This is a genomic window from Mycoplasmopsis pulmonis (genome assembly GCF_900660575.1).
GTDB classification, from domain to species: Bacteria; Bacillota_I; Bacilli_A; order Mycoplasmatales; family Metamycoplasmataceae; genus Mycoplasmopsis_B; species Mycoplasmopsis_B pulmonis.
On sequence record NZ_LR215008.1, the window covers coordinates 172,864 to 195,621 of the forward strand.

The following is a 22,758-nucleotide window of genomic DNA, read 5'->3' on the forward strand; positions in this document are numbered from 1 at the left end:
ATGGCAAAAGTCCAATTAAAAAAGCAATAACTAATTATGATCTTGAATTTAAAAAAGATCTATATTTTGCTATTAAAAAAAATAACAATATTGGAAGCATCAAGGAAATTGATTTTAAGAAAATTAATCAAGTAACTAAGGGCAAAAAAATTAATTTATTAACTTACTCTTTTCCTTGTCAGGATCTATCTAGTGCAAATGGTTTTCATCAAAAAAATTTAGGAATGAAAAAAGGAAGTAACACAAGAAGTGGGCTTGTTTGAGAAATTGAAAGAATCTTAAATCAACTCAATGACTTTGGTGAACTTCCTGATTTTTTGCTATTAGAAAATGTCAACGCTCTATTAAATAAAAAACATATTGATGATTATAAAGAATGACTAAAATCTCTACGAGATTTGAATTATAGCACCGTTACTTTTCAACTTAATTCTAGTGATTATGGCTCTGTTCAAAGTAGGAAAAGAGTTTATGCCATTTCTATCTTAAATTATTGAGGAAAAATTGATCAAGATGGAAACATTTTAGACATTGATAAACCTTTGCCAACTCCTAAAAGAAAATCCATAAAAGATATTTTAAAAGTAGACTATGAAAATGAACATCATTACCAAGAAGCTTTAATTTCTCAACCTAATAGAACCCCTTCAAGAAAACTTATTTTTGAAAAAAATCCTAAAATTGACATAAATTCTACTAGCTCTTTAATTAGAACTCTTACTACCCGTCAAGATAGACATCCCAATAGTGGTGTTATCGATTTAAAAAATACAAAATTAGACAATTCATCTAGGAAGAAAAACAATAAAGCAAACTTTAGATTTTTAACTCCTAGAGAAGCATATTTATTAATGGGTTTTGAAGAAAAAGATTATGAAAAAATAAGTTCTAAATCAATAAGTAAAACAAAAATGTATCAACATGCTGGAAACAGTATATCGATTGAAGTTATGGAGAAAATTATGGAAATAATACAAAAAAAATTTCATGAAAAGGAAGAACATAATGACAAAAGATAATTACACAACATCAGAAAAATTTTGAAAAATAGGCACAAGCATAAGCTCTTATATTGATAATACAACTTTGATAAATTTGAAATTATTAAATAAGCATAGTGTCCTAAAAGAAGATTTTGACAATAAAGAAAATAAATATCAAATTTTAATTTCTGATAATTCAAAAATAAATATTATCGAAAAGAAAAAAGAAGCCACTTTTTATCAAATAAAAAGAACTTTGTTTTTCTTGGGTATTTTTAGTTTTAAAGATCATGAAAAAGCAATATTTGAATTAGATAATCATCTTTCGGAATTTAAAAAAAGTCATGATTTTAATTTTAATTTTGACTCAAATGATCCAAATCTTTTTTATAAACAAATTTTTGAATTTTTAAAAGAGCAATATAAAACAATGAATGATAAAAAATTTCAAATTAAATCAAGAACAAGTTTCTATTTTTCTCTAGCTTATTCATATATTTTTATCAAAAAATATAAAACAAATAAAGAAATATTATTTAAAGATGGAATTAATGATAAAGCAATAAATTATTATAAAGATATTGTTGAAAATCTAAAAAATATCGATGATAAAGATGGAGAATTTGAAAATGAAATAGAAAAATTTTTATCTATTCAGGATGTAGATTTTGAAAAAACAACTAAGTTAATTGAGTTAAAAAAATCAAAAACAAAAACTTTAGATGAATATAATGAAAACACAAAAATATTAAAAAATAATTTAAAAAAAATTAAGACATTAGCTTTAGATTACAAAAACAAAAACATTCAAAAAGTCACCAATGATAAGATAGAGGTTCAAATTTTTAGTGTTTTTGATTTTATTGCAAGATTACCTTATGATCAATTTAAACAGATAAAAATTCCAATTTTTCAAAGAAAATTTAGTTGAGATTGATCAATAATCACAAATTTATTAAGTGATATAAATAATAAAAAGGAACATAAATCTTTTATTTTTTTAGGAAGCATAATAACAGTAGAAGAAGATAAAATTTTGAAAATTATAGACGGACAACAAAGAATTTCAACATTGTTTTTAATTTTTGTAGCTCTATCTATTTTTTCAGTAAAAAATAAAGTAGAGAAATGAAATTTTGAAAATCTGATTGACGGTTTTGATTCACAAAATGATGATCTAGCAAAAAAGATATTTATGTGTTTAGAAGTCCTTTATGAATCTGTAAATGATCAAAAAGGAGAAAAGACAGTTTTATCAAATTATTTTTATCGAATAGATGGCTATGATGATGTTGAAATTTTTTCAAAAATTTGATCCTTGAACAAATTAGAAAAAGAAATGTTAGAAAAAGAAAACAACATTATTAAAATTTTTGTAGACATCATCATTTGATTTAGAGAAAATTTAACATCAAAAGATGAAATACTAAATTTTTGAAAAAGCTTTTTAGAAAATATATATTTTACTTTTACCAACCTTAAAGATATCAATGAATTTGATCTTTTTGAAAGAATGAATACAACACAAGTGCCTTTAAGTGCTATTGACTTGATAAAAAATAGAATCTTTGATTTCTATGAAGAAAAAGATGAAAAAATAGATCAAAAATCATTTCAAGAATTATTTGATAAAAAAATTATGAAAAAATTCTTATCAAAAAAAGGAGATAACAACCAAGATCTTAAAAAAATAAAAGAATTTTTAAGATACATAAGTTCCATTTACGACATAAGTGATAATGAAGTAAAATTAAAAAGTTCAGACTCAACTGATATGAAGTTATATTTCAAATTTTGAATATATATTAAAGATGAAATAATTTATGACAAAGATGAAGAAAAAACTCTTCCTTATGATCAAGCTTTAAAAAGATTAGGTGATGAAATTAAATTGTTTTTTGAAGTTTTAGAACCTAGTGAATACTCAAAAAATAAAGATCAAAGATTTTATTTTATCAGTGATTATTTATATACTTTGATAAGTTATAAAAAAACTTTATATATCCCTTTGATAATTCAAATATTAAAAACACAACTTGGAGAAAATAAGATTTTTGAATTTGATTCTAAAATTGAAAATGAAAATGAATTAAATTCTTTAAGAGATTTATTGAAAGCAATTCAATCTTATGAAATTAGAAGATCTGTTGTTGCTAAAGAAGGACAAAGTATGACTAGTTTTATGGATTCTTTTTTAAGAGACATTAAAACAATTAATATTTTAGATAAACACACTCTTTATAATGTATTTGTAAATAAAACAAAAAACACTAATAACTTAAATCATGGAACAATTAAAGATTTTTGAGAAAATGTAGCTAAGAAAAAAATTCAAAGCAAAAATCAAGACTTGCTTTTAATAATTTTTGAAAATTTCATAAAAATAGAAAAAGACAAAAAGAAAAATATTTTAACCAAAGAATTTTTCAACTTTGATTTAGGCTCTTATTTAGAGAAAAAAAATAAATTAACAATAGAACATATTTTACCTAGATCACAAGGATCCAACGATCAAGAACTTGATGAATTTAAAGACTATATTGGCAATTTACTTTTTATAAAAAGATCAGATAATTCTGAACTTGGTGCTAAAAGATTTAAAGAAAAAAAACAACTATATAACACTAAAGAATATATTAGTGTTTTAAAAAATGTAAAAGGTATAGAAAAAGAAAGTATTGACAAATATATTTCAGAAATAAAAGATATGGTTGAAAAATATAATGAAAATTCAATAAAAGATAAAGAATGAAACATTGAAGAAAGTGAAATTAAAGAATCTTTAGAATCTTTATATATTTTAGGAGAAGATAAAAATGATTTTGGCATTGAAGATATTAAAAAAAGAAGCGAAGGCATAGCTTGAATTCTTTGTCTTGCGCTTCAAGATTTATAATAGTTTAAATTAACTTTATAACAAAGATTAAAGATTCAAAATTGAATCTTTAAAAACACAAAAAACTAATTTAACTTTTAACTAATAATGTTAGTTAAAATTATTTTTATGTTAAAAAGCAAAGTTATTTTTCATTTAGATGCAGATTCTTATTTTGTAAGTGCCATTAGAACAATTAGAAAAGATTTATTTGGTAAATCTATGGTTGTAGCACATAATCATAAAAGAGCAATTATTACTTCAGCTAGTTATGAGGCAAAAGCTAAGGGTATAAAAGTTGGTATGCCCCTTTACAAGGCAAAACTAATTGATCCGAATGTAGTTGTTGCTGATTATAGCTTTGAACTCTATAGCAATTTGTCATCAAATATCTTTAACTTTTTATATGAAAATTACACTAAAAAAATTCAAATTTACTCAATTGATGAATTTTTTATAGATGCTAGTGATTTGGTAGTTAAAAAAGGCTCAATTTTAAAACTAGCACAAGAAATGCAAAAAGCCATCATGGACAATTTTTCTATTCCTTTTTCAATTGGAGTAGGACCTAATTTATGAATGGCTAAAATGTCCACTTCTATTAATAAACCTTATGGAATAACAATTACAAAAAGAAGTGATTTAAAAAAGAATATTTACTCTCAAGACATTTCTGAATATGTAGGTATTGGAAAAAGTGGCCTTGCAAAGCTATCTCATTTAAATATTAAAACTATTGGTGATTTTTGTAATAGTGTTTTTGCTCAAGGAGCTCTTGAAAAAATTTATGGCATAAAATTAAAAACAATTAAAGAAGAGTGTCAAGGAATAAGCAATGATCAAATTGATACAAGTCAAAATGATGCTCAATCACTTGGAAGTGAAATTTCCTTTAGTCATGATGATCTAGATGAAAGATCTTCTATTTTTAATTATTTCAAGTTAATTTGTGAATTATTAGAGAAAAAATTAAAAAATAGAGGTATTTATGCTAACACCCTTACAGTTAAATTAAGAGATCAAAATTACAAGTGAAAAACCAAAAGAAAAAAATATTCAATTAAACTTTTTGAAAGTCAAGATATTATGAATAGAGTAATTGAGATATTTAATCAATTTTGAGATGAAAAAAAACTTAGAGGTCTTGGGATAAGTTTATCTGATTTTGGCGATATATACCAAAGTGATTTATCTTTTGATCTTTTTGATCAAAAATATGATTCAAAAAAAGAAAAAATTAATGCTTTGATTAAATCAATAAATAAAGATAAAACAAGAAAAGTTATTTACTTTCTAAATGAATATCAAGACAGTCAAATTCACAAATCTAAACAAAGTAAATTTATAAAAAATGAACAAAAGAAGATAAAAAAAACATCTCTTTAAGATGTCTTTATTCTTCTTTTGATTTGTTTCAATTTAGACCAAATTCATCAACTACTACTTTTTCAATTTTTCCATTATCAAGATCTACAATTGCCTTATCAACTATTTTGATTTTATCAACTAATTCATCAGTTTTTTCTCTGAAATTAAATAGGGCAATTAAAGCACTAAAAAAAGTTATGATTGCAAAAAGAACAGTTATGATTATGAAAAAATGAAGTGTCTCATCTGGAAAAGCATTGTATCTAATTGAATATAAGTTTAAGATGATTAATGAGATGTTAATTACAATAATTATAAATTGCAAAAATGCAAAGATGAATCTAGATATTTGAAATTTTTTATTGTATTTTTTATATACAGATAAAGCATATTCATTAGCTTGTTCTTTAGTCATTTATCTCCTCATCTAAATATTTTTTATGTCCAGTAATTTCGCTTGTTTTTTCAAATAAAAGATAATCTTTTTTTTGAGTATCAGAATAGACTCCTGCATTTACTTCATAAAGTATTTTTTGAATAATTAATTGCTCATAAATCATTTTATTTCTATGGAATCTTTCTTTCATAACAAAAAATGAAGTTAAAGAAGTAAGAAGTGAACTTGAAGCTGAAACTAGTGTTGTTATGATAGGAAAATCAGATCCTCCTGCACCAAGGATTGAAAAAGACTGTGCAAGCTCTGGAAATTTGGCTCTATGAATGATGGCAGCAAGATGTAATGAGCTGACAATTGTTGAGTAAAAAACAAGACACAAACTTGCTATATTTAACAAGTAAAAACTATATTTATAAATATTCATCTTAATTAAAGAATCATTTAAATGTTTGTTGAAAAAATCATAAAAACTTATTTTCATTAGATCTCTCCTCTAAAGTACTTTATGATGAATTGTTTAAATCCTAGCCTTTCGTTATTATGGTGTTTTTTTACACTCTTGTTTATTAAAGCAACAAACTCTTCAGGAGTTCATTTGTTTTCTTCAGAGTTAAACTTAATGCTATAGTATTTGATTTCTCTTTTGATTCTTCGATAGTGTTTATATTTCATGTTAATTTTATAAAACTGAAAAAATATTCCCAAAAAGAAATTAAGAATAATAAAAAAGCTCAAAATAGAAATCAAAACAATAGTAGTTGTAGCACTTGTTGAAGAGTTACTATTAGCTGGTATTTTTTTAATCATCAATGAAAATATATAAGATGAAATTGAAACAATTGTTAAGTTTAAAAAAATAATCCCGATAGATAAAAGGTTATCTAAGATGATGTTAATAACCAAAGATCTCTTCATATATGCAGATTTTTTTTCAAAATAAATTCTAGATTTATTGATAGTTTTTTTCTTAAAAGGTTTAAACATATTTTTATTATAAATATAAAAACCTTATAAATCTACAAAATAAAAAAGATATTCTTTTGAATAACTTTATTTGTGATTTCTTGATGATAAAAACTTGAAAATCAAAACAACAAAATAATAAAAATTTTTAGACTTTAGATTAAAGAAAAAAGCAATAGAAGATAACTTATATCTCATATTGCTTTTTAACTTTTTTTAACTAAAAATACAAGATTTATTTTTTATTTTTAGTCTGAATTATTCCATATCTTAGTTGTTCTCCACCATGCAATTCTTCAAACAAAATTTTATCCACTTCATTTGGAATGTAACCTTCGAAAAATTGAGTATTTTTAATGTAATCTGATAATGAAAAATCCTTCTTTTTATTAGTTGATTTTAACAACTTTGGATATGACTTTAAATAAGGAAATGAACGTATATCTCTTTCTATTTTAAATTGATTAGTTTTTGGATCTTCTTGATAACTTGAGTTGATTTCTAATTCAAATATAAAACCATCTTCATTCATTAGAAAAAAATTAGTTGTTTTTCTATGAAAACTTTTATCATCTCCATCAGGAATAGGCTTATCAAAAGTGTTTGAGTAAATCATGCTAGCATGGTCAATAAAATTATTTGTTTTTGGTGAATAAAGTGAACCAATGTTTAAATTAGTTTCTGCTACTTGTTCATCATATTCTTCAGTTGTGTGTTTAAAAAGATCTCGCTCTAAAGAATAGATAAAAACAAACTTGTCAAAATTGTATAAAAGTCAAAGTCAATTTTTGCTTGTTAAGTCTTTTATTTTTTCTCTAGAATTTTTTACTGAGTGAATAGGAGTTTCAAAAAGAGATAATATAAATGAATTGGTTTGTATAAGGTTGCTATAAAATAAACTTTCTCTAATTTCTTGCAAATATTTTTGAGTATCTATTGCCTTTTGTTCTTTAATAAAATTTTGCTTTTCATGCTCATCAACTTGTTTGGTTTCTTCATTATAAAAAGCTGTGTTTAATAAAGTATTTATAGATTCAGAATTTAAAAAACTATTTCAATTTTTATCTTCTTTTTCTTGGGCGCTTAATGATAATTGGTTATTTATTTTTACAGGTATTTCAGCTTGTTTTTGACAAGATAAAAGTAATGGTAAAAAAACTAAATTAGATAAAAAACCTATAGATAAAAGTAATCTCTTTTTATTCATTTTTAGTCCTTATTTTCATAAGCATTAAAGCTGGTTCACCATAGGCATGTTTTTTGATAATTTCCTTTTCAAAAATGTCAACATATTTTTGATTATGATGAATTAGTGCATTATGAAAAATATTCGATATTAAGTTAATAGATATGTCATTTTTTGTTTTTGCAAAGTTGTATACAAAAGGAGAAAAACTAATTTTAGATTCATTATCTTCTTTAGTAATTTTTAAGTTAAAAAGTAACTTATCTTTTTTAATATAATAGTCAGCAAAAGAATCACTTAAACCTGAAGTTTCTCCTTCTTTTATTTGATCTAGATAAGCATCATTAAATTTTAAATTATTGTATTTTTTAAGAGTTTTTAGATTATCTAAATATTCCATAGAACTTTTAGCAGTTTCTCCTGAAGTTGTATTTTCAACATCAATGGTATATCAACTAAAAAAATCAGCATGAAACTTATCTAAATTCTTCAAAATTAAGTATCAATTTTGAGAAAAAATTTTATTAAGTTGATCAATAAATTCTTTAGACTTTTCATCAACAATTTTGTTTGAAATTTCTTCTATTTGTTTAAGAATTTTTTGTTGATATTCGGTCTCATCTTGTTGTTTTTGAAAGTTGACTTTAGCTACTTCATCTTTTTCAAAATAGTGATTTAAAATTACATCTAAAATTTGGTTTGTTTTTATTTGTTGAGGGTTTTTTAAAGACTCAACAACATTTTTATTTACATCTATGTATTTATTAAAATTTGAATAATCAACAGAACATGAAACGATAGCTAATGAAAAAATACTAGTAAAAATTAGAAAAAATGTTTTTTTAAATTTCATCAATTCCCCTTAATGTATAACGATAAATTTGATTTTCACTTTCCATTTCATTTAAAGACTTTATAGCATTTCTAATTCAATCATAGTATTGCCCTTGAAAAAGTTTTTCATATAAATGTGAGTCATTATATTTTTTGTAAATTGGATTTTCATCTTCATCAGGTTCAATTTCATTTTGAATTGACATTTTTCTTTGTTTGATTATTTCTTGTTCAAATTTTTGTAAATAAAATTCAACATTGTTTGTATTTTTTATTCAGTAAAGATCTGGTCAAATTAAGATAATAGTTTTATCTTTATTTTGTAATTTATAAATTTTTAAAAATAAATTATTTTCATATTCTAAATAATAAATTTGTTTGTTTTGGAAAACATCCTCATTTAACTTTTCCATATTAATTTTGTAGATGTTTTTTATTTTATTTGACTTAGCCTGTCTTGATAGAAAACCAAAAGTTTTAATATGATCTTCAAAATCTTTTTTTTCTTGTCTATATCCTTTTAGTCTTTGTCCATAGGGATTAAAAGCATATTGAAATTTATCAATGTTTTGAAGTGATCAATATCAATTTGAACTTAGAGCTTCTAAAATAAATTCATGTGATCTTTTTCTTGCTTGGCTATGACCTATATCATTTTGATCTTTGCTAGATCAGATGTTGTTGAAATAAACTAATGAAAATTGAAGTTGTTTTAAAAGTGTTTTTGGAAGATTTTTTTGAGTTAAAACATAGTTATTTTTTTCACTTGAATTGTCAATAAAATCATTGACTAAATTTTGAATATGTTTTTGATTAGAAAAACTTTTTTGACTAGAGATTTGCTCATCTTTTTGATGATCTATTTGAAGATGATTTTTTTCCTTATTATCTTGAGTTTTATCACACGAAATCACTGAAAAAACAGTTAATAAAGGTAAAAAAGAACTAATTAGTTTTAATGATTTTTTCATGGTAAATCTCTTCTAAATTTTGATTTTTTTCTCCATTAAAAACAATTTGACCATCATGTATTAAAGTAAGGCTATCAATATATTTGTCAATTTCACTAAGAATGTGTGATGAGATAAAGATAGTTTTTCCTTGATTTTTAAGATCTTCTAAAATTTTGAAAAGCTCATATCTTGCACTAGGATCTAGATTAGCAGCTGGCTCATCTAAAATTATTAAATCTGGCTCATGAATTAAAGCTTGAATTAATAAAACTTTTTTCTTTTGTCCTGATGAAAAAGAATATGGTTTTTTATTAATTAAGTCAATGATATCTAACCTTGTTAGCATATCCTTAATTTTTTCTTTAGCTTTGGCTTTGTCCATTCCTGAAAGAAGAGCAAAAGAAAGTAAATAATCAATAGTTTTTATCTCTTTTGGAAAAAGTGCATTTTCAGGAACATATCCAATTTTTTCTTTAGACTCAGCTGTTTTGTTATCTTTGTTATCTATTAAAATTTGTCCAGTTCAATTTGAAAAAGAATTAATTATTGATTTTATAGTTGTTGTTTTACCAGCTCCATTTTCTCCAATGAAGGCGTGGAAAGATCCTCTTGGAACTGAAAAGTTTAAATTTTGAATTCCTCTATTATCTTTTTTGTTATAAATTTTTGAGAGGTTTTTAACTTCTAAAATTGCATCCATTATTTAAAATCCTTTCTAATATATAGAGCAAAATTTAATGCAACAAGTAAAAGAGTTAATGAAATTCAAATTAATGGAAAATAATTTTTGTTAATTACTTTTGAATCTTGTTTTAATGAATAAAATTGATCAACAGTTTGGAATAAGTAATTATTACTTTTTTCCAAGTTATATCTAAAAATTATTTTGTTATTAACTGCTTGTTGAACTTGAACAAATGAACTATATCCACCAATGTTGTATTTTTCATTATTGATTAAAAGTTGTATTTGTTGAGGAGTATATTTTAAATTTGGATTGTCATTTTCCAATAAGGTTTTTAATAATGGTGAGTTTTGATAATTAAAGTATAAATAGTAAATTAAACTAACTCCAATTAGAACTTTTTTCTCAGTTAGATTTTTAATTTTTTGAAGATCAATTTCACTTGAAAAAAGAGTAGTTGATTCATCAATTAAATTAGTAAAATTTAATCCATTTTCATCAAGGGCTTTTGATATTTGACTTAGTAAATCAGCTTTGGTTATTTGCTCATCTAGAGAGTCAAAAAATTCTTTTGCTTGAGCTTGAAAAATTTTTGATTTTAAAGCTTCTAAAATAATATTTGAGTCAATTTTTCCAACTAAATTATCTGGCTTTGAAAAAGTAAAATCATCTTCTTGAAAAGCCACATTAAAATTGTTTGCACCTTCTCTTGCATAAATAAGATCTTTGTTAATTTGGTTAGGAATTAAACTTCTATTTTTCAAAAATCCGGGAACTATATATCCTTGGTATTCTATTCCATTTTCAAAAGCATCAACTTTTAAAAGTCCTTTAGAATCTTGTAAAACATATCTAAAATCTTTTGAATCTAAATGATTGTAATAAGGATATTTTTCTAAATCACTTTTATCATTTTCAAAGATATTTTCAATAACATCTTTGTCATTTTTGTTAAAGATATTTAAGAGTTGATAAGGAAGTGAAAGTCATGAAAAATTTTGATATAAATTTGCACTTTTTTTAGTGCTTACAAAGGCTTCATTAATAAAGTCTTTTTGTCTTTGATCTAAAGTGTTTTGATCAATGTTTTTTGGAATAATAAAAAGTTCATCTTTTTGATTATTCAAATAAAATTTTTCTGCATTTAAAATGGTTCCACCATCATAGTGTTTGTAAGGCAGATTTAAAATTTTTGATATTTTCTTTGGTACAGAACTTGAAGATCCATTAATAAAATTTCCACCAATTACTAATGGAGTAAAAATTAAAATTGGAATAGCCAATGCTAATTTTGGTGAGAATTTATATGATATTAATGAAGTAATAAATCCAAAGATTAATCCACAAAATAATGGAGAAAAAAATGAATAAATTAAAAAATTATTTATAAGATCAAGTTTGTTATAAGTGATAATAAAAATAATTAAATTCATTAGAAAAATTAATAATGATCAAAATAAATTTATCAAAATAAAAAGAGTAATTTTTGATCAAATAATATTTCTTCTTGTTATTTTTTTGGAAAAAGAAATTATTTCAATTCCTTCGCTTTCCATGTCGTTAAAAATGTTTATTGCTTTTATGCTTGAAAAAATAATAGTCAAAAGCAATTGAACAAAAACTAGTGCAAAAATAGCAATAGTTGCATGAATATTTGTTGAGACAAAAATTCCAATTAATATTGCAAGAACAACATTAATTGCCACCAATAGAACTGGTAGAATTATTGAACTTTTCTTTCTAATTATTATTTTTAATAAAAGCTGTATATATGAAGTGCTCATCTTAAGAGCTTGGTTTTTAGGTGTGTATTTTTTTAAAAATGACTTAGTCACGTTTTAAAATTCTTTCTACATAATATTTCAAAAAATATTATTAAGTTATATTAGATTTCTTTACAAAAAAAATTGTAAATTGATATGAATTATACATTTATAAATAGAAAAATTTTTTTATTTTCATAAAGTTTTAAAAACTTATTTTTATTGATGAAAATATTAAAAATGTAATACTTTTTTTTATAATTTTTATTAGGTGATAAAAAAGATGAAAAAATTTTTTCCTAAACTTTTTTCTTATAAATACCAAGTTATAAAGCTTTGAAAAGATGGTCTTGAAATAGTTTATAAATTATTGTAAAAAAACAATTTTTAAAATAAGTCTTTTTTGGAAAAAATGATCTTACTTTTATCGATCAAAAGTTCATAGATCAATTTAAAAATTAGCTCTACAAAGGAGTTAGTAAAACAAGCAAAAAAATTGATAAATAACATTGGAGTAACTATGAGATTTTTAGCATCATTAGAGCCAACAACAAGTGAATATTTTATAAATTTTTTTAAACAATTTATTGGCACACCTGCAATTTTAATAGGTCTTTTTACTCTTATAGGTTGTGCTTTGCAGCGTAAAAAAATTACTGAAATAATTACCTCAACAATTAAGACAATTATTGGTTTTATCATAATTGGAGCTGGAGCTGGTTTTTTAGCTTCAGCTGTTGCCAAACTTGGCTCTGCTTTTAATTTACTTTTAGGAGTAAGTGGAGTTATATCCAACAATGACTCAGTTCCAGGTATTTTTCTAGAAAATCTAAGTCATCTAGTTTTAGCCGGCTCGCTCATTATGATAGTTGCTATGTTTTTAAACATATTGCTAGCTAGAATTACTAATTTAAAATATATCTATCTTTCAGGACATGTACTTTTTTATATGTCAGTTATGTTGGCTAGTGTTTTTTATGTTGGAGGTTTAGATAAAGAAGTTGACATTCCAATTATTGTAATAAGTGGATCATTAATTTTGTCACTTTGAATGATTATCTCACCAGCTTTTTTAAATAAATATGTTGTACAAATCACTAATTCAAATGACATAGCAATTGCTCATACAGGCTCACTTGCATATCTTTTTTCTGCGTGAGTTGGTCTTGGAGTTGCAAAGGTTCATAAAAAACTAAACAAAAAAATTGTCTCAACCGAAGATATTAAATTTCCAAAAACTCTTTCATTTTTAAGAAACACTAATGTTGCAATAGCAATTACTATGTTTTTTATCTACTTAATAATTTATATTGCAGCTTGAATTGCAAAGGGTTATCAAGGACTTGTTTTAAGTGGAGTAATTGCTAGTCAAGATGATGTTATAGTTCAAGGACTATTGCAAGCTTTTGTCTTTGCCGCAGGGGTGGAGATCTTACTTATTGGAGTAAGAATGTTTATAGCTGAAGTTGTTCCTTCTTTTAAAGGTATTTCTCAAAAACTTGTTCCTAGTGCAAAGGCTGCTCTTGATTGTCCTACTATTTTTCCATATGCTCCCAATGCTGTTTTAATTGGTTTTATTTCATCATTTGTTGGAGCTCTTTTGGCTATGACCATCACCATTGGAATAACTAGTGCCTTGCCAATAATGAAAAATGATTCTATAGGATGGGCAATCATTTTACCTAGCATTGTTCCTCATTTTTTCATAGGAGCTACCTCTGGAGTTTTTGCTAACAAAAACGGAGGAATTTGAGTTGCTGTGCTTGGTCCTTTTTTAAGTGGGCTTTTAATGTCTTTTGTTCCTTTTATTTTCTTTGGACTTGAATACATGCCTACAGTGCTAGTTTCAAATGCTAGTGGTCAAAAAGTTCCTAGTTCAATTACTTGAGGAGATAGTGATTATTTATTAGGAGTTCCTTTTTCCTTTATTGGAAAAATAGTTGGCAGAAATACCTTTATTTGACTTTTACCTACTTTAGCCGCTTTTCTTTGATTAATTTATCCAGTTATTAACTTATCTAAAAAGCTTTTAAAAATCAAAGACAAAAATGCAAAAGTTGGTGATGAAAATTTTGATCAAAAACAAGAAAAAAAGCTTGAAAAAACTAAAGTTACTAATGAGCCAAAAGATTTATTTTTAAAAAGCAATGTTGGTCAAAGAAACAAACTAATGGCAGTTTGTGGTCAAGGACTTGGCTCTTCATTATTAATTGAGATAAATCTAAAAACAGTTCTTAGAGATATGCAAATTCAAATCATTGAAGTAGATCATACAAATGTCAATTCATTTAATAAAGATGATCCAAAAATCTTAGCTGTAGTTTGTGGAGTTGATTTGGCCAATTCAATTGATTTTGATAATAAAATTATTTTGAATAATTTATTAGATAGAAATGAGCTAAAAAATAAACTCAAAGAATTTTTGCAAAAAAATAATTTCTTAAATAACTAACAATTTTTAAAAAAATAGCTTCTAAAAAGAAATTAAATAAGCTTTTAGTATTAAAAAAAGCTTATTTTTTTATAAAGTTGTAGAATTTATATCTTAGAAAAGTAAATTAGTCTTATTTTTGCTTAAAAAATAAGTTATTTTTTATAATAATAAGCACTAAAAAGCAAAGGTTAAAAAATACTAAGAATAAGGAGGCTTTATATGAAAGTTAAAAAAGAATTTTTAGATGACATTTCAAAAATTACTTATTTTAAATTAAAACCAAATGTAAAAACTATGCTTCAAAATGAAGCAAATTCACTTTTTGAAATGATTGAAAAAATTAAAGATTTAACCATTGAAGATCAGGATTATTTTTCAAGAATAACTCAAGGCCAAACTAGCCAAGTTTTAAGAGAAGATGAAATAGATCTTTCAGAGCTTTTGAAAAAAGAAGAGATTTTGCTTAATACAAAAAATTCCAACAAAGATTTTTTTGTTGTTCCAAAAAAGGAAAAAAATGTTTAAACAAAAAGGAAATTTTCAAAAAGCTCTTCAAGAACTTTCAAAAGATACAAACAATGTTGTATCTCAAGTTATTGACAAACAAAATGAAAATGATGGAATTTTAAAAGGAGTTGTCTACACTCTAAAAGATAACTATGCAACTAAAGAATATGAAACCAAAGCCTCATCAAAAACTTTAGAAAATTTTAAACCCCTTTATAACTCAAGCGTTTATCAAAGACTTGTTGATCAAGGAGCTTCAATGGTTGCCAAAGTCCATTGTGATGAATTTGGTCTAGGAGGAACAGGAACTTTTAGTGCTTATGGAATTATCAAAAATCCTTTAGATTCTACTCGCCTTGCAGGAGGCTCTTCATCGGGCTCTGCTGCTTCGATGTTTTATGACATTGGTTTTTCAATAGGTAGTGACACAGGTGATTCAGTAAGACTTCCTGCTTCTTGAATTGGAAAAGTTGGTTTTAAACCCTCATATGGAGCAATTAGTCGTTATGGTCTTTTTACTTATGCCTCTTCTCTTGATACAGTAGCTTATTTTTCACATAATGTTAGCGATGCAATTGTGCTTTCAAAAGTTCTTTATGGTAAAGACAAAAAAGATATGAGCTCAGTTGAAGTTTCTTTAGAAAAAACTCAAGAAACTAAGCCAAAAAAAATAGCTTATTTTAATTGTTTTAATGAGCTTTCTAAAGAAGTAGCTCAAAGTTTTAAAAACTTAATTAAATTTTTAGAATCTCAAGGAATTGAGATGGTAAAAATTGAAATTGACTATCAAATGATGAACAACATTAAATATGTCTATGACATCATTTCATACTCTGAGGCTTTTTCGAATTTATCAAATATTAAAGGCCTTCATTTTGGAAAAACCTTTGATAAAGATGATTTTGACTCTTGAAAAGAGCTTTGTCTAAAAAATAGATCAACTTTTTTTGGAGATATGGTTCAAAGAAGGCTTTTATTGGGTTCAATTTTTTTAGATGAAAATAACATTGATCAAACATTTTTTAAAGCTAAAAGACTTAGATATTCAATTTATAAATATCTAAGTAAAATTTTTGAAGAAAATGAAGTTTTAATCTATCCAGCTTATAAAGATATAGCTCCTAAATTTGATGAGCAAAATGAGCAAAATTACATGGACTTTATTTTATCTTCATCTAATTTAGTAGGCAATCCATCAATAACTATTCCTTTTGGAACAAAAGATAATATGCCCTTTGGTATCAATATAAATACCAACTTATATGAAGATGCAAAGCTTTTATCTTATAGTTTGTATTTTGAAAAAATTCTTAAAGGACAAAAACATGAATAATTTTGAAGTAATTATTGGAATTGAAATTCACCTTGAATTAAATACAAAAACTAAGTTTTTCTCTCCAAGTCCAATCGATTTTGAAGCTGAGGCTAACACATTAGTTCATCCAATAGATCTAGGTTATCCAGGAACTTTGCCTAGAGTTAATAAACAAGCTATTATTAATGGAATTAAATTAGCAAAAGCTCTTAATATGACAATAGATAGTGAAATTCATTTTGACCGTAAAAATTATTTTTATCCTGATCTTCCAAAGGGTTTTCAAATTACTCAGCAATTTCGGCCAATAGGAAAAAATGGAAGCCTTGTTTTATATATTGATGATGAAAGTGTCAAAATAGATATTGAAAGAATTCATCTTGAAGAAGATACAGCTCGTCAATATATTAAAGAAAATGAAATTTGATATGACTTTAATAGAGCCGGAATTCCTTTAATTGAAATAGTAACTCGGCCAACAATTAAAAGTTCAAAGCAAGCAAGCAGTTATATCGATGAAATTAGAAAAATTGCTCTTTTACTTGAAATAAGTGATGCTCGAATGGATCGAGGCTCACTTAGAGCTGATATCAATGTTTCTTTAAGACCTTATGGAAGTGACAAACTTGGAACAAAAGTTGAAATTAAAAATTTAAATTCACTTAACAATGTCAAAAAAGCCATTGACCTTGAAATTAAAGATCAATTTCAAAAGTTAATTAACAATCAAGAAATTATCCAAGTAACCAAAAGATTTAATGAAAAAGATCAAGTTTTAGAAACTATGAGAAAAAAAGAATCAACCATTAACTACATGTATTTTCCAGAGCCAAATATTCCAATTATTAAACTTGAACAGGACTTTATAGATAAAGTCCAAATTAATGAGCTTCCCAACGAAAAAAAACTAAGATATCAAAAAGCTAACATTAATAAAATCTATATTAATTTATTAATTAATGATCCTAAACTATCAAAGTATTTTGATAAAATCAACTATGATGATAAAGAAAAGATCTCTAATATCTTTTTCTCTGAAATTGTCGCTTTGGCAAATAAGCAAAACAGGCATGCCACTGATTTAAATATTAAAGCCTCAGACATTGAAGATCTTTTAAAAGAGCTTGAGCAAGGAAATATCTCAGGAAAGCATCTAAAAAAATTAATACCTCTTCTTGTTGACAACCAAAAAGAAATAAAAGAGCTTTTAGAAGAAAATAAAATGATTTTAATTAGTGATCAAAGCTATTTAAGGGCAAAAATTCTTGAAATCATTGAAGCTAATTCAAAGATTGTTGAAGAATACAACCAAAGAGCTGAAAAAGTAACAAAGTTTATTTTAGGCTCACTAATGAGCCAAACTAATGGACAAGCAAATCCAGTTGTTTCTTCAAAGCTAGTAAAAGAAATTCTTGAAGAAAAATTTAAATAATGTTTAAAAAAAATAATGACTTAGAGAGCGGATGAAATGATTTTGATCCAAAAAGCTCTAAAAAAAAGAATAAAAAAAGTGACTCATCAATTAAAAAATCATGAGTTGGTAAAAAACTAACTAAAGATTTTTCTAAAAAGTTTAATTTTTTAGAAAAAATTGTTAAGTTTATCATTTTAGCAGCCCTTGTTATTTTTGTCTCTTCAAAAAGGCTAAGTCAAAAATCAAAGAAAAATGAGCTAGTTAAAAGAACCTATGAAAAAATCTCAAGTAGCGAATTTTCATTTATTCCCCCTTCAACTGCCTTTTTCATTTTGCTCTCATTTATTCCTATTATCAGCTTAGTTTTGATTTTGCTTAGCACAATATCAGATTATCAAAAAGTCTTTGTTGATGAAATTTTAAAAAAATTCATTCCAGGACTTTCTGATTTTATTAGCTCATTTCAAAAAAACAAAGAATTATCAAGCTTAGAAAACACTGGAATTTGATTTTTAGTTGCTTCACTAATTTGAATTTCCTCATCGGGCTATGCTCGGTTTGTCTATTCAATTTCCTATATTTATGGACACAAAAATTTAGGAAATGTTATTTCCAATAAAATAAAAGGAATCTTCATTGTTATTGCAATGGCCCTTTATATAACTCTTGCTCTTTTAATTTATATTCCCTTTATTAATTTCTTGAAAAAAAACCTTGATGATGATAGTTTATATTTAACATTCTTTTATATAAGTGCAACTATTTATGTGGTCTTTTTTTACTACTTTGGAATGATTTTGTTTTTTAAATTTGTTCCAAAATTTAGACTTAAATGAAAACACATTAATCCAGGGGTTTGAATTAGCGTTTTACCAATTTCCCTTTTTACAGTTTCCTTTGGTTTTTTAGCCTCATTAAGTAGCTATGGAAGTTATGGAATCCTTGGTACTTTTATTTATATTTCATTTTTTACCTTAATTTTAACTTACTTTATGTATGTAGGGGTAATGGCAAATGAAGCCTATTACAAGACTTATTTTTCACTTGATACCTATGGCTGATTTGAAAGAAAATAATTTTTTAAAAAAAGATAAATTTTTTAAAAAAAATTGCCTTATAATGTTAAGGCAAATCATGACTATCAATACAAAGAGTTGCGAAAGCAACTTTTTTGCATTTTTAAACAAAATAAAACTTTAAAATATACTAAATTATTCAAAAAATACAAAAGAGGAATCAATGTTAGAAAACCAAAGCCAAAATCCTGAGCTAAAAATCTCATCTAAAAAAGCAAGGTCACTTTTAAAGTCTAATAAAACTATTGACTTCTTTTTATCTCTTGAAAATTTGTCAAGAGATAAAAAGTTAAAAATATCAACAGTTAAACAAATTTTTCAAGAGGCCTTTTTCCAAGTTATTAAAAATGACTTTGATCCAGATGCTGATTTGGAAATTGTTTATGATGATGAAAAAAAAGAAGTAACTTTTTATAACAACAATGCCATAGTTATAGAAGATGCCCTTGAAGAGGCAGATGATGATTATTCAGCTGAAGAGATGCTAGTAAGCTTTGTTAGACTTAGTGATGCTAGAAAAGAAAAAAGTGATGTTCAAATAGGTGATATAGTTAAAAAACAAATTAAACATGATGAACTTAAGCTAAATGAAGTTAAAAAGATTTTTTCAATATTTCAACAAAACCTTGCAAAAGAGGCAAAGCAAAGTGTTCTAGATTTTTATAGCTCAAAAATTGGACAAAAAATCCAAGTTAAAATCGAAGAGTTTAAAAACAGAGGATTTTTTGGAAGCGTCGTTGGTGATATGGAAACTAAAGTTTTTTTACCAAATAAAGAAATTAACAAAAATTCTAAAATTGCTTTGGGTAAAAAAATTGATGTTTATTTTATTGAATTTGCCAAGGAATTTCAAAATAAATCAGAGACTCTTTTAATTGTTTCACTTAATAGCCCTCTTGAGGTTATCAATGTTTTAAAAGAGACTTTCGAAGAAATAGCCAATGGTTCAATTATTATTAAAAAAATTGCTAGAAAAGCTGGAATTAGAACCAAAATTGCAGTTGAAAAAAGCCATCTAGCCTCTGAAGGACTTAACATCATTGGAACACTTATTGGCCAAAGCGGAGATAGAAATAAAATAATAAGTGAAAAATTAAACAATGAAAAAATTGACTTTGTTATTTATAAAGAAGATCTTCAAGAATTTATTGTTGAATCTCTAAAACCAGCTAATGTCATTTCAATTGAAAGAGTTGTGCCAGAAACACATATTCCTGCTTTTAATGTAGTTGTTCCTAATTCTCAAATGTCAGTTGCCATCGGTAAGGCCGGAATGAACACCATTTTATCAAGTGAGCTAAGTCAATCTAGAATTAACATTGAAACTCTTGATAAAGCCAAAGAAAAAGGATGATCTATTCTTTGAAATGGAAATGTAAAAGAGCATGAATTAGAAGAAATTGAAAAACACTCATGACAAAACAAAAAAGTTATTAGTCAATTTAGCACTCGTCGCTCAAAAGCTAGAAGACAAAATGATTTTTCAAATTATGCAAACGATTTTGGAAAAGGCTTTAATATTGATGAATTTAAAAAAGACTTTGAAGACTTTGAAGCTTACTTTGAAGAAAACAACCTTGTAGCAAGTGATGAAATGGATACAAGCTTAGATATGGCAATAAATGACTTTGAAGCTCCTAAGCTTGAAAAAACTAGCCAAGAGCAAGAGTCAGAAAGTCAAGAAAGCCAAGAAAAAGCTCAAAGCAATAATAAGCAAATTAACAGACTAAAAAATTATGTAATTAATGACAAAGATTTTTCAGATTTTGCCCTTGATGGAATAGACTTAGATGACTTTGATGATTCAGAGTGATAATTCCAAGACTTTAACTAGAAAATGCATTGTAACGGGTAAAATTTATTCAGTATCACAGCTGCTTCGCTTTTATAAATTCAATGACAAAGTAGAACTGCAGCTAGGCTCAAGTAATAAAAAAATTGGAAGAGGAGCATATGTACTTTTTGAAAAAGAAAAAATAGATTATCTTTTTCAAAAAAGATTATTAAATAGATCATTTAAAAAAAATATATCAAATCACGAGTATGATTATCTAAAAGAACAAGTAGAGGCAATATGGCAAAAAAAAGAGATAAAAGATTAAGTAATATTAATGAAATTAAAACACAAATTATTAATGTTAAAACTGAGCTAAAAAATGGTGTATTTATTTTTAGCTCCCCAATGACAATTGGAGAGTTTGCTCAAAAAATTAACATTTCAGGAACTGAAATTGTTAAAGAATACTTTTTAAAAGGAAAAATGTATACCTTAAATCACATTTTAAGTGAAGAAGAAATTGCTGATTTGTGTTTTAAACATGGCTATGACTTTAGAGTCGAAAAAGAAATAAATGCATCTAATTTTTTAGATAACATTGAATTTGAAGATAAAAAAGAAGATCTTGAAACTCGTCCTCCTATTATTACTATAATGGGTCATGTTGACCATGGAAAAACTACTTTAATTGACAAAATTAGAAAATCAAATATTGTCTCAACAGAATCTTCAGGAATTACTCAACACACTGGAGCTTATCAAATTATCTATGACAACAAAAAAATAACTTTTTTAGACACTCCAGGTCATGAAGCCTTTAGTGCCATGAGAGCTAGAGGTTCAAAAGTTACTGACATTGTTATTTTAGTAGTAGCAGCCGATGATGGAGTTAAACCTCAAACTAAAGAAGCAATAGCTCATGCCCAAGCTGCCAACGTTCCTATTATTGTCTTTGTTAACAAAATGGATAAGCCTTCTAAAGATTTAAATCGTCTAAAAAATGATCTTTCAGTTTCGGGAATTAACCTTGAAGAATGAGGAGGAGACACACCCATTGTCTATGGATCTGCTCTAAAAGGTGAAGGAATTGAAAAGCTTTTTGAAAATATTAACTTACAAGCTGAAATTTTAGATTTAAAATTTAATCCAAAACGTCATCCTCTTGGAGTTGTTATTGAATCAAAAATGGACAAAGGAGTAGGTTCTCTTACAACTGTTATTGTTCAAAATGGAACTCTTCACAAAGGTGATTTTTTAGTAGCTGGTCCTCGTTATGGTAGGGTAAAGGCTATTTATGATACTAACAAAAAGCCTCTTAAAAAAGTAGGAGCTGGAACACCAGTTTTTGTAATCGGGCTAAACTATGCTCCTTCAGCTGGAGAAAAATTTGTTGGAATCAACGATGAAAAATATGCCAAAAAGCTTTCTCAAGAAAGAGAAGACTCAGAAAAACAAGAAAAATTCTTGCAACAAACTCAAACAATTAGTATCAGAAGAGACAATGACAAAAAAATCTTTAATATTATCATTAAATCAGATACCCAAGGAACAGCTGAGGCTATTAAAGATTTAATTCTTCGAATTGCCAATGATGAAATTGAAGTTATAGTAGTTTCTTATGGAATTGGAGTTATTAATAACTCAGATTTACTTTTGGCTCAAACTTCAAATTCAGAAATCATTGGTTTTAATTCAAAACCAAATCCAAATATTAAACAACAAGCTGAAGATTTAAACATTCAAGTTAACTCTTTTGATGTTGTTTATAAAATTGTTGATTATTTAAATGAAAAAATCAACAAAATGGTTAAGCCTAAATTTGAAAAAAGAACCATTGGTAGAGCCAAAATTCTAAAAGTTTTCTTCTACTCAAAAGTTGGAAACATAGCAGGGTGTTTAATGGAAGAGGGCCATGTTAAAAGCGACTCTTTTGTTAAGGTCTACCGAAAAAATAAGCTTATCCATGATGGAAGAGTTGAAACTCTGCGTAAAGGTCCAGATGAAGTTAAAAAAATTGAAAAAGGTTTTGAATTTGGACTACGTATTAAAAACTTCGATGATATTAAAGAAGATGACCAGCTTGAAATTATTGAAGAATTTAGAATATAAAATTTTTTAATTTTGACAAAATCAATTTACCAAAGCTTTAAGCTCACTAAGAATAAATAAAAAAGTTTTACCAAGCAAGTAAAACTTTTTTTGTCAAATTTTTTAGTTATTTATAAGCA

The 22,758-nt window shown here is 25.6% G+C and carries 19 protein-coding genes; 11 read left to right on the top strand and 8 right to left on the bottom strand.

The window, feature by feature from the left end; translation table 4 throughout:
• Positions 1–26 precede the first annotated feature (26 nt).
• From dcm to EXC36_RS00830, 3 genes are all read left to right on the top strand, one after another.
• Entirely contained in the window at positions 27–1,019 is a 993-nt protein-coding gene (dcm, locus tag EXC36_RS00820) for a DNA (cytosine-5-)-methyltransferase (RefSeq protein ID WP_129690018.1), read from the top strand.
• Positions 1,006–3,879: a DUF262 domain-containing protein gene (locus tag EXC36_RS00825; RefSeq protein WP_041363959.1), complete on the top strand. Its 2,874-nt coding sequence runs from the start codon at positions 1,006–1,008 to the stop codon at positions 3,877–3,879. Before dcm ends, EXC36_RS00825 begins: the two co-directional genes overlap by 14 nt.
• A gap of 108 nt (positions 3,880–3,987) precedes the next feature.
• A complete protein-coding gene (locus tag EXC36_RS00830) occupies positions 3,988–5,244 on the top strand; it encodes a Y-family DNA polymerase (RefSeq protein WP_041363962.1) in 1,257 nt (418 codons plus the stop codon).
• 7 nt (positions 5,245–5,251) lie between these two features.
• Here EXC36_RS00830 and EXC36_RS00835 read toward each other — a convergent pair whose 3' ends face one another.
• The 8 genes from EXC36_RS00835 to EXC36_RS00870 all read right to left on the bottom strand — a co-directional run bounded on the left by EXC36_RS00835 (position 5,252) and on the right by EXC36_RS00870 (position 12,079).
• On the bottom strand, positions 5,252–5,641 hold the full coding sequence (locus EXC36_RS00835; protein ID WP_010924993.1) for a DUF4231 domain-containing protein: 390 nt from the start codon (positions 5,639–5,641) through the stop codon (positions 5,252–5,254).
• Positions 5,634–6,104 carry a DUF4231 domain-containing protein gene (locus tag EXC36_RS00840; RefSeq protein ID WP_129690020.1) on the bottom strand — a complete coding sequence of 157 codons (471 nt, stop codon included), beginning with the start codon at positions 6,102–6,104 and terminating at the stop codon, positions 5,634–5,636. The genes EXC36_RS00835 and EXC36_RS00840 overlap by 8 nt, the downstream gene beginning before the upstream one ends.
• Positions 6,104–6,607: a hypothetical protein gene (locus EXC36_RS00845; protein WP_010924996.1), complete on the bottom strand. Its 504-nt coding sequence runs from the start codon at positions 6,605–6,607 to the stop codon at positions 6,104–6,106. The genes EXC36_RS00840 and EXC36_RS00845 overlap by 1 nt, the downstream gene beginning before the upstream one ends.
• 214 nt (positions 6,608–6,821) lie before the next feature.
• Positions 6,822–7,793 carry an aromatic motif membrane protein gene (locus EXC36_RS00850; RefSeq protein WP_129690024.1) on the bottom strand — a complete coding sequence of 324 codons (972 nt, stop codon included), beginning with the start codon at positions 7,791–7,793 and terminating at the stop codon, positions 6,822–6,824.
• Complete coding sequence (locus tag EXC36_RS00855; RefSeq protein WP_041363965.1) at positions 7,786–8,625, bottom strand: aromatic motif membrane protein; 840 nt, start codon at positions 8,623–8,625, stop codon at positions 7,786–7,788. The genes EXC36_RS00850 and EXC36_RS00855 overlap by 8 nt, the downstream gene beginning before the upstream one ends.
• Positions 8,615–9,577: an aromatic motif membrane protein gene (locus tag EXC36_RS00860; protein WP_010924999.1), complete on the bottom strand. Its 963-nt coding sequence runs from the start codon at positions 9,575–9,577 to the stop codon at positions 8,615–8,617. The genes EXC36_RS00855 and EXC36_RS00860 overlap by 11 nt, the downstream gene beginning before the upstream one ends.
• Entirely contained in the window at positions 9,552–10,259 is a 708-nt protein-coding gene (locus EXC36_RS00865) for an ABC transporter ATP-binding protein (protein WP_010925000.1), read from the bottom strand. Before EXC36_RS00865 ends, EXC36_RS00860 begins: the two co-directional genes overlap by 26 nt.
• Positions 10,259–12,079 carry an ABC-2 transporter permease gene (locus EXC36_RS00870; RefSeq protein WP_129690026.1) on the bottom strand — a complete coding sequence of 607 codons (1,821 nt, stop codon included), beginning with the start codon at positions 12,077–12,079 and terminating at the stop codon, positions 10,259–10,261. The genes EXC36_RS00865 and EXC36_RS00870 overlap by 1 nt, the downstream gene beginning before the upstream one ends.
• Positions 12,080–12,527: 448 nt before the next feature.
• Here EXC36_RS00870 and EXC36_RS00875 point away from each other — a divergent pair, with 448 nt between their 5' ends.
• From EXC36_RS00875 to infB, 8 genes are all read left to right on the top strand, one after another.
• The gene (locus EXC36_RS00875; RefSeq protein ID WP_165152505.1) at positions 12,528–14,459 is read left to right on the top strand and encodes a PTS ascorbate-specific subunit IIBC; all 1,932 of its coding nucleotides are present in this window, start codon (positions 12,528–12,530) and stop codon (positions 14,457–14,459) included.
• Between the two features lie 201 nt (positions 14,460–14,660).
• On the top strand, positions 14,661–14,966 hold the full coding sequence (locus EXC36_RS00880; protein WP_010925003.1) for an Asp-tRNA(Asn)/Glu-tRNA(Gln) amidotransferase subunit GatC: 306 nt from the start codon (positions 14,661–14,663) through the stop codon (positions 14,964–14,966).
• Positions 14,959–16,281, top strand: coding sequence for an amidase family protein (locus EXC36_RS00885; RefSeq protein WP_041363968.1), 1,323 nt, complete (start codon positions 14,959–14,961; stop codon positions 16,279–16,281). The genes EXC36_RS00880 and EXC36_RS00885 overlap by 8 nt, the downstream gene beginning before the upstream one ends.
• Positions 16,274–17,695 carry an Asp-tRNA(Asn)/Glu-tRNA(Gln) amidotransferase subunit GatB gene (gene gatB, locus EXC36_RS00890; RefSeq protein WP_041363972.1) on the top strand — a complete coding sequence of 474 codons (1,422 nt, stop codon included), beginning with the start codon at positions 16,274–16,276 and terminating at the stop codon, positions 17,693–17,695. Before EXC36_RS00885 ends, gatB begins: the two co-directional genes overlap by 8 nt.
• Complete coding sequence (locus tag EXC36_RS00895; RefSeq protein WP_010925006.1) at positions 17,695–18,753, top strand: YihY/virulence factor BrkB family protein; 1,059 nt, start codon at positions 17,695–17,697, stop codon at positions 18,751–18,753. The genes gatB and EXC36_RS00895 overlap by 1 nt, the downstream gene beginning before the upstream one ends.
• A 163-nt stretch (positions 18,754–18,916) precedes the next feature.
• Positions 18,917–20,569, top strand: coding sequence for a transcription termination/antitermination protein NusA (gene nusA / locus EXC36_RS00900; RefSeq protein WP_010925007.1), 1,653 nt, complete (start codon positions 18,917–18,919; stop codon positions 20,567–20,569).
• Positions 20,553–20,855: a YlxR family protein gene (locus EXC36_RS00905; RefSeq protein WP_041364332.1), complete on the top strand. Its 303-nt coding sequence runs from the start codon at positions 20,553–20,555 to the stop codon at positions 20,853–20,855. The genes nusA and EXC36_RS00905 overlap by 17 nt, the downstream gene beginning before the upstream one ends.
• Entirely contained in the window at positions 20,828–22,639 is a 1,812-nt protein-coding gene (infB, locus tag EXC36_RS00910; protein WP_129690030.1) for a translation initiation factor IF-2, read from the top strand. Before EXC36_RS00905 ends, infB begins: the two co-directional genes overlap by 28 nt.
• The last annotated feature ends 119 nt before the right edge of the window (positions 22,640–22,758 follow it).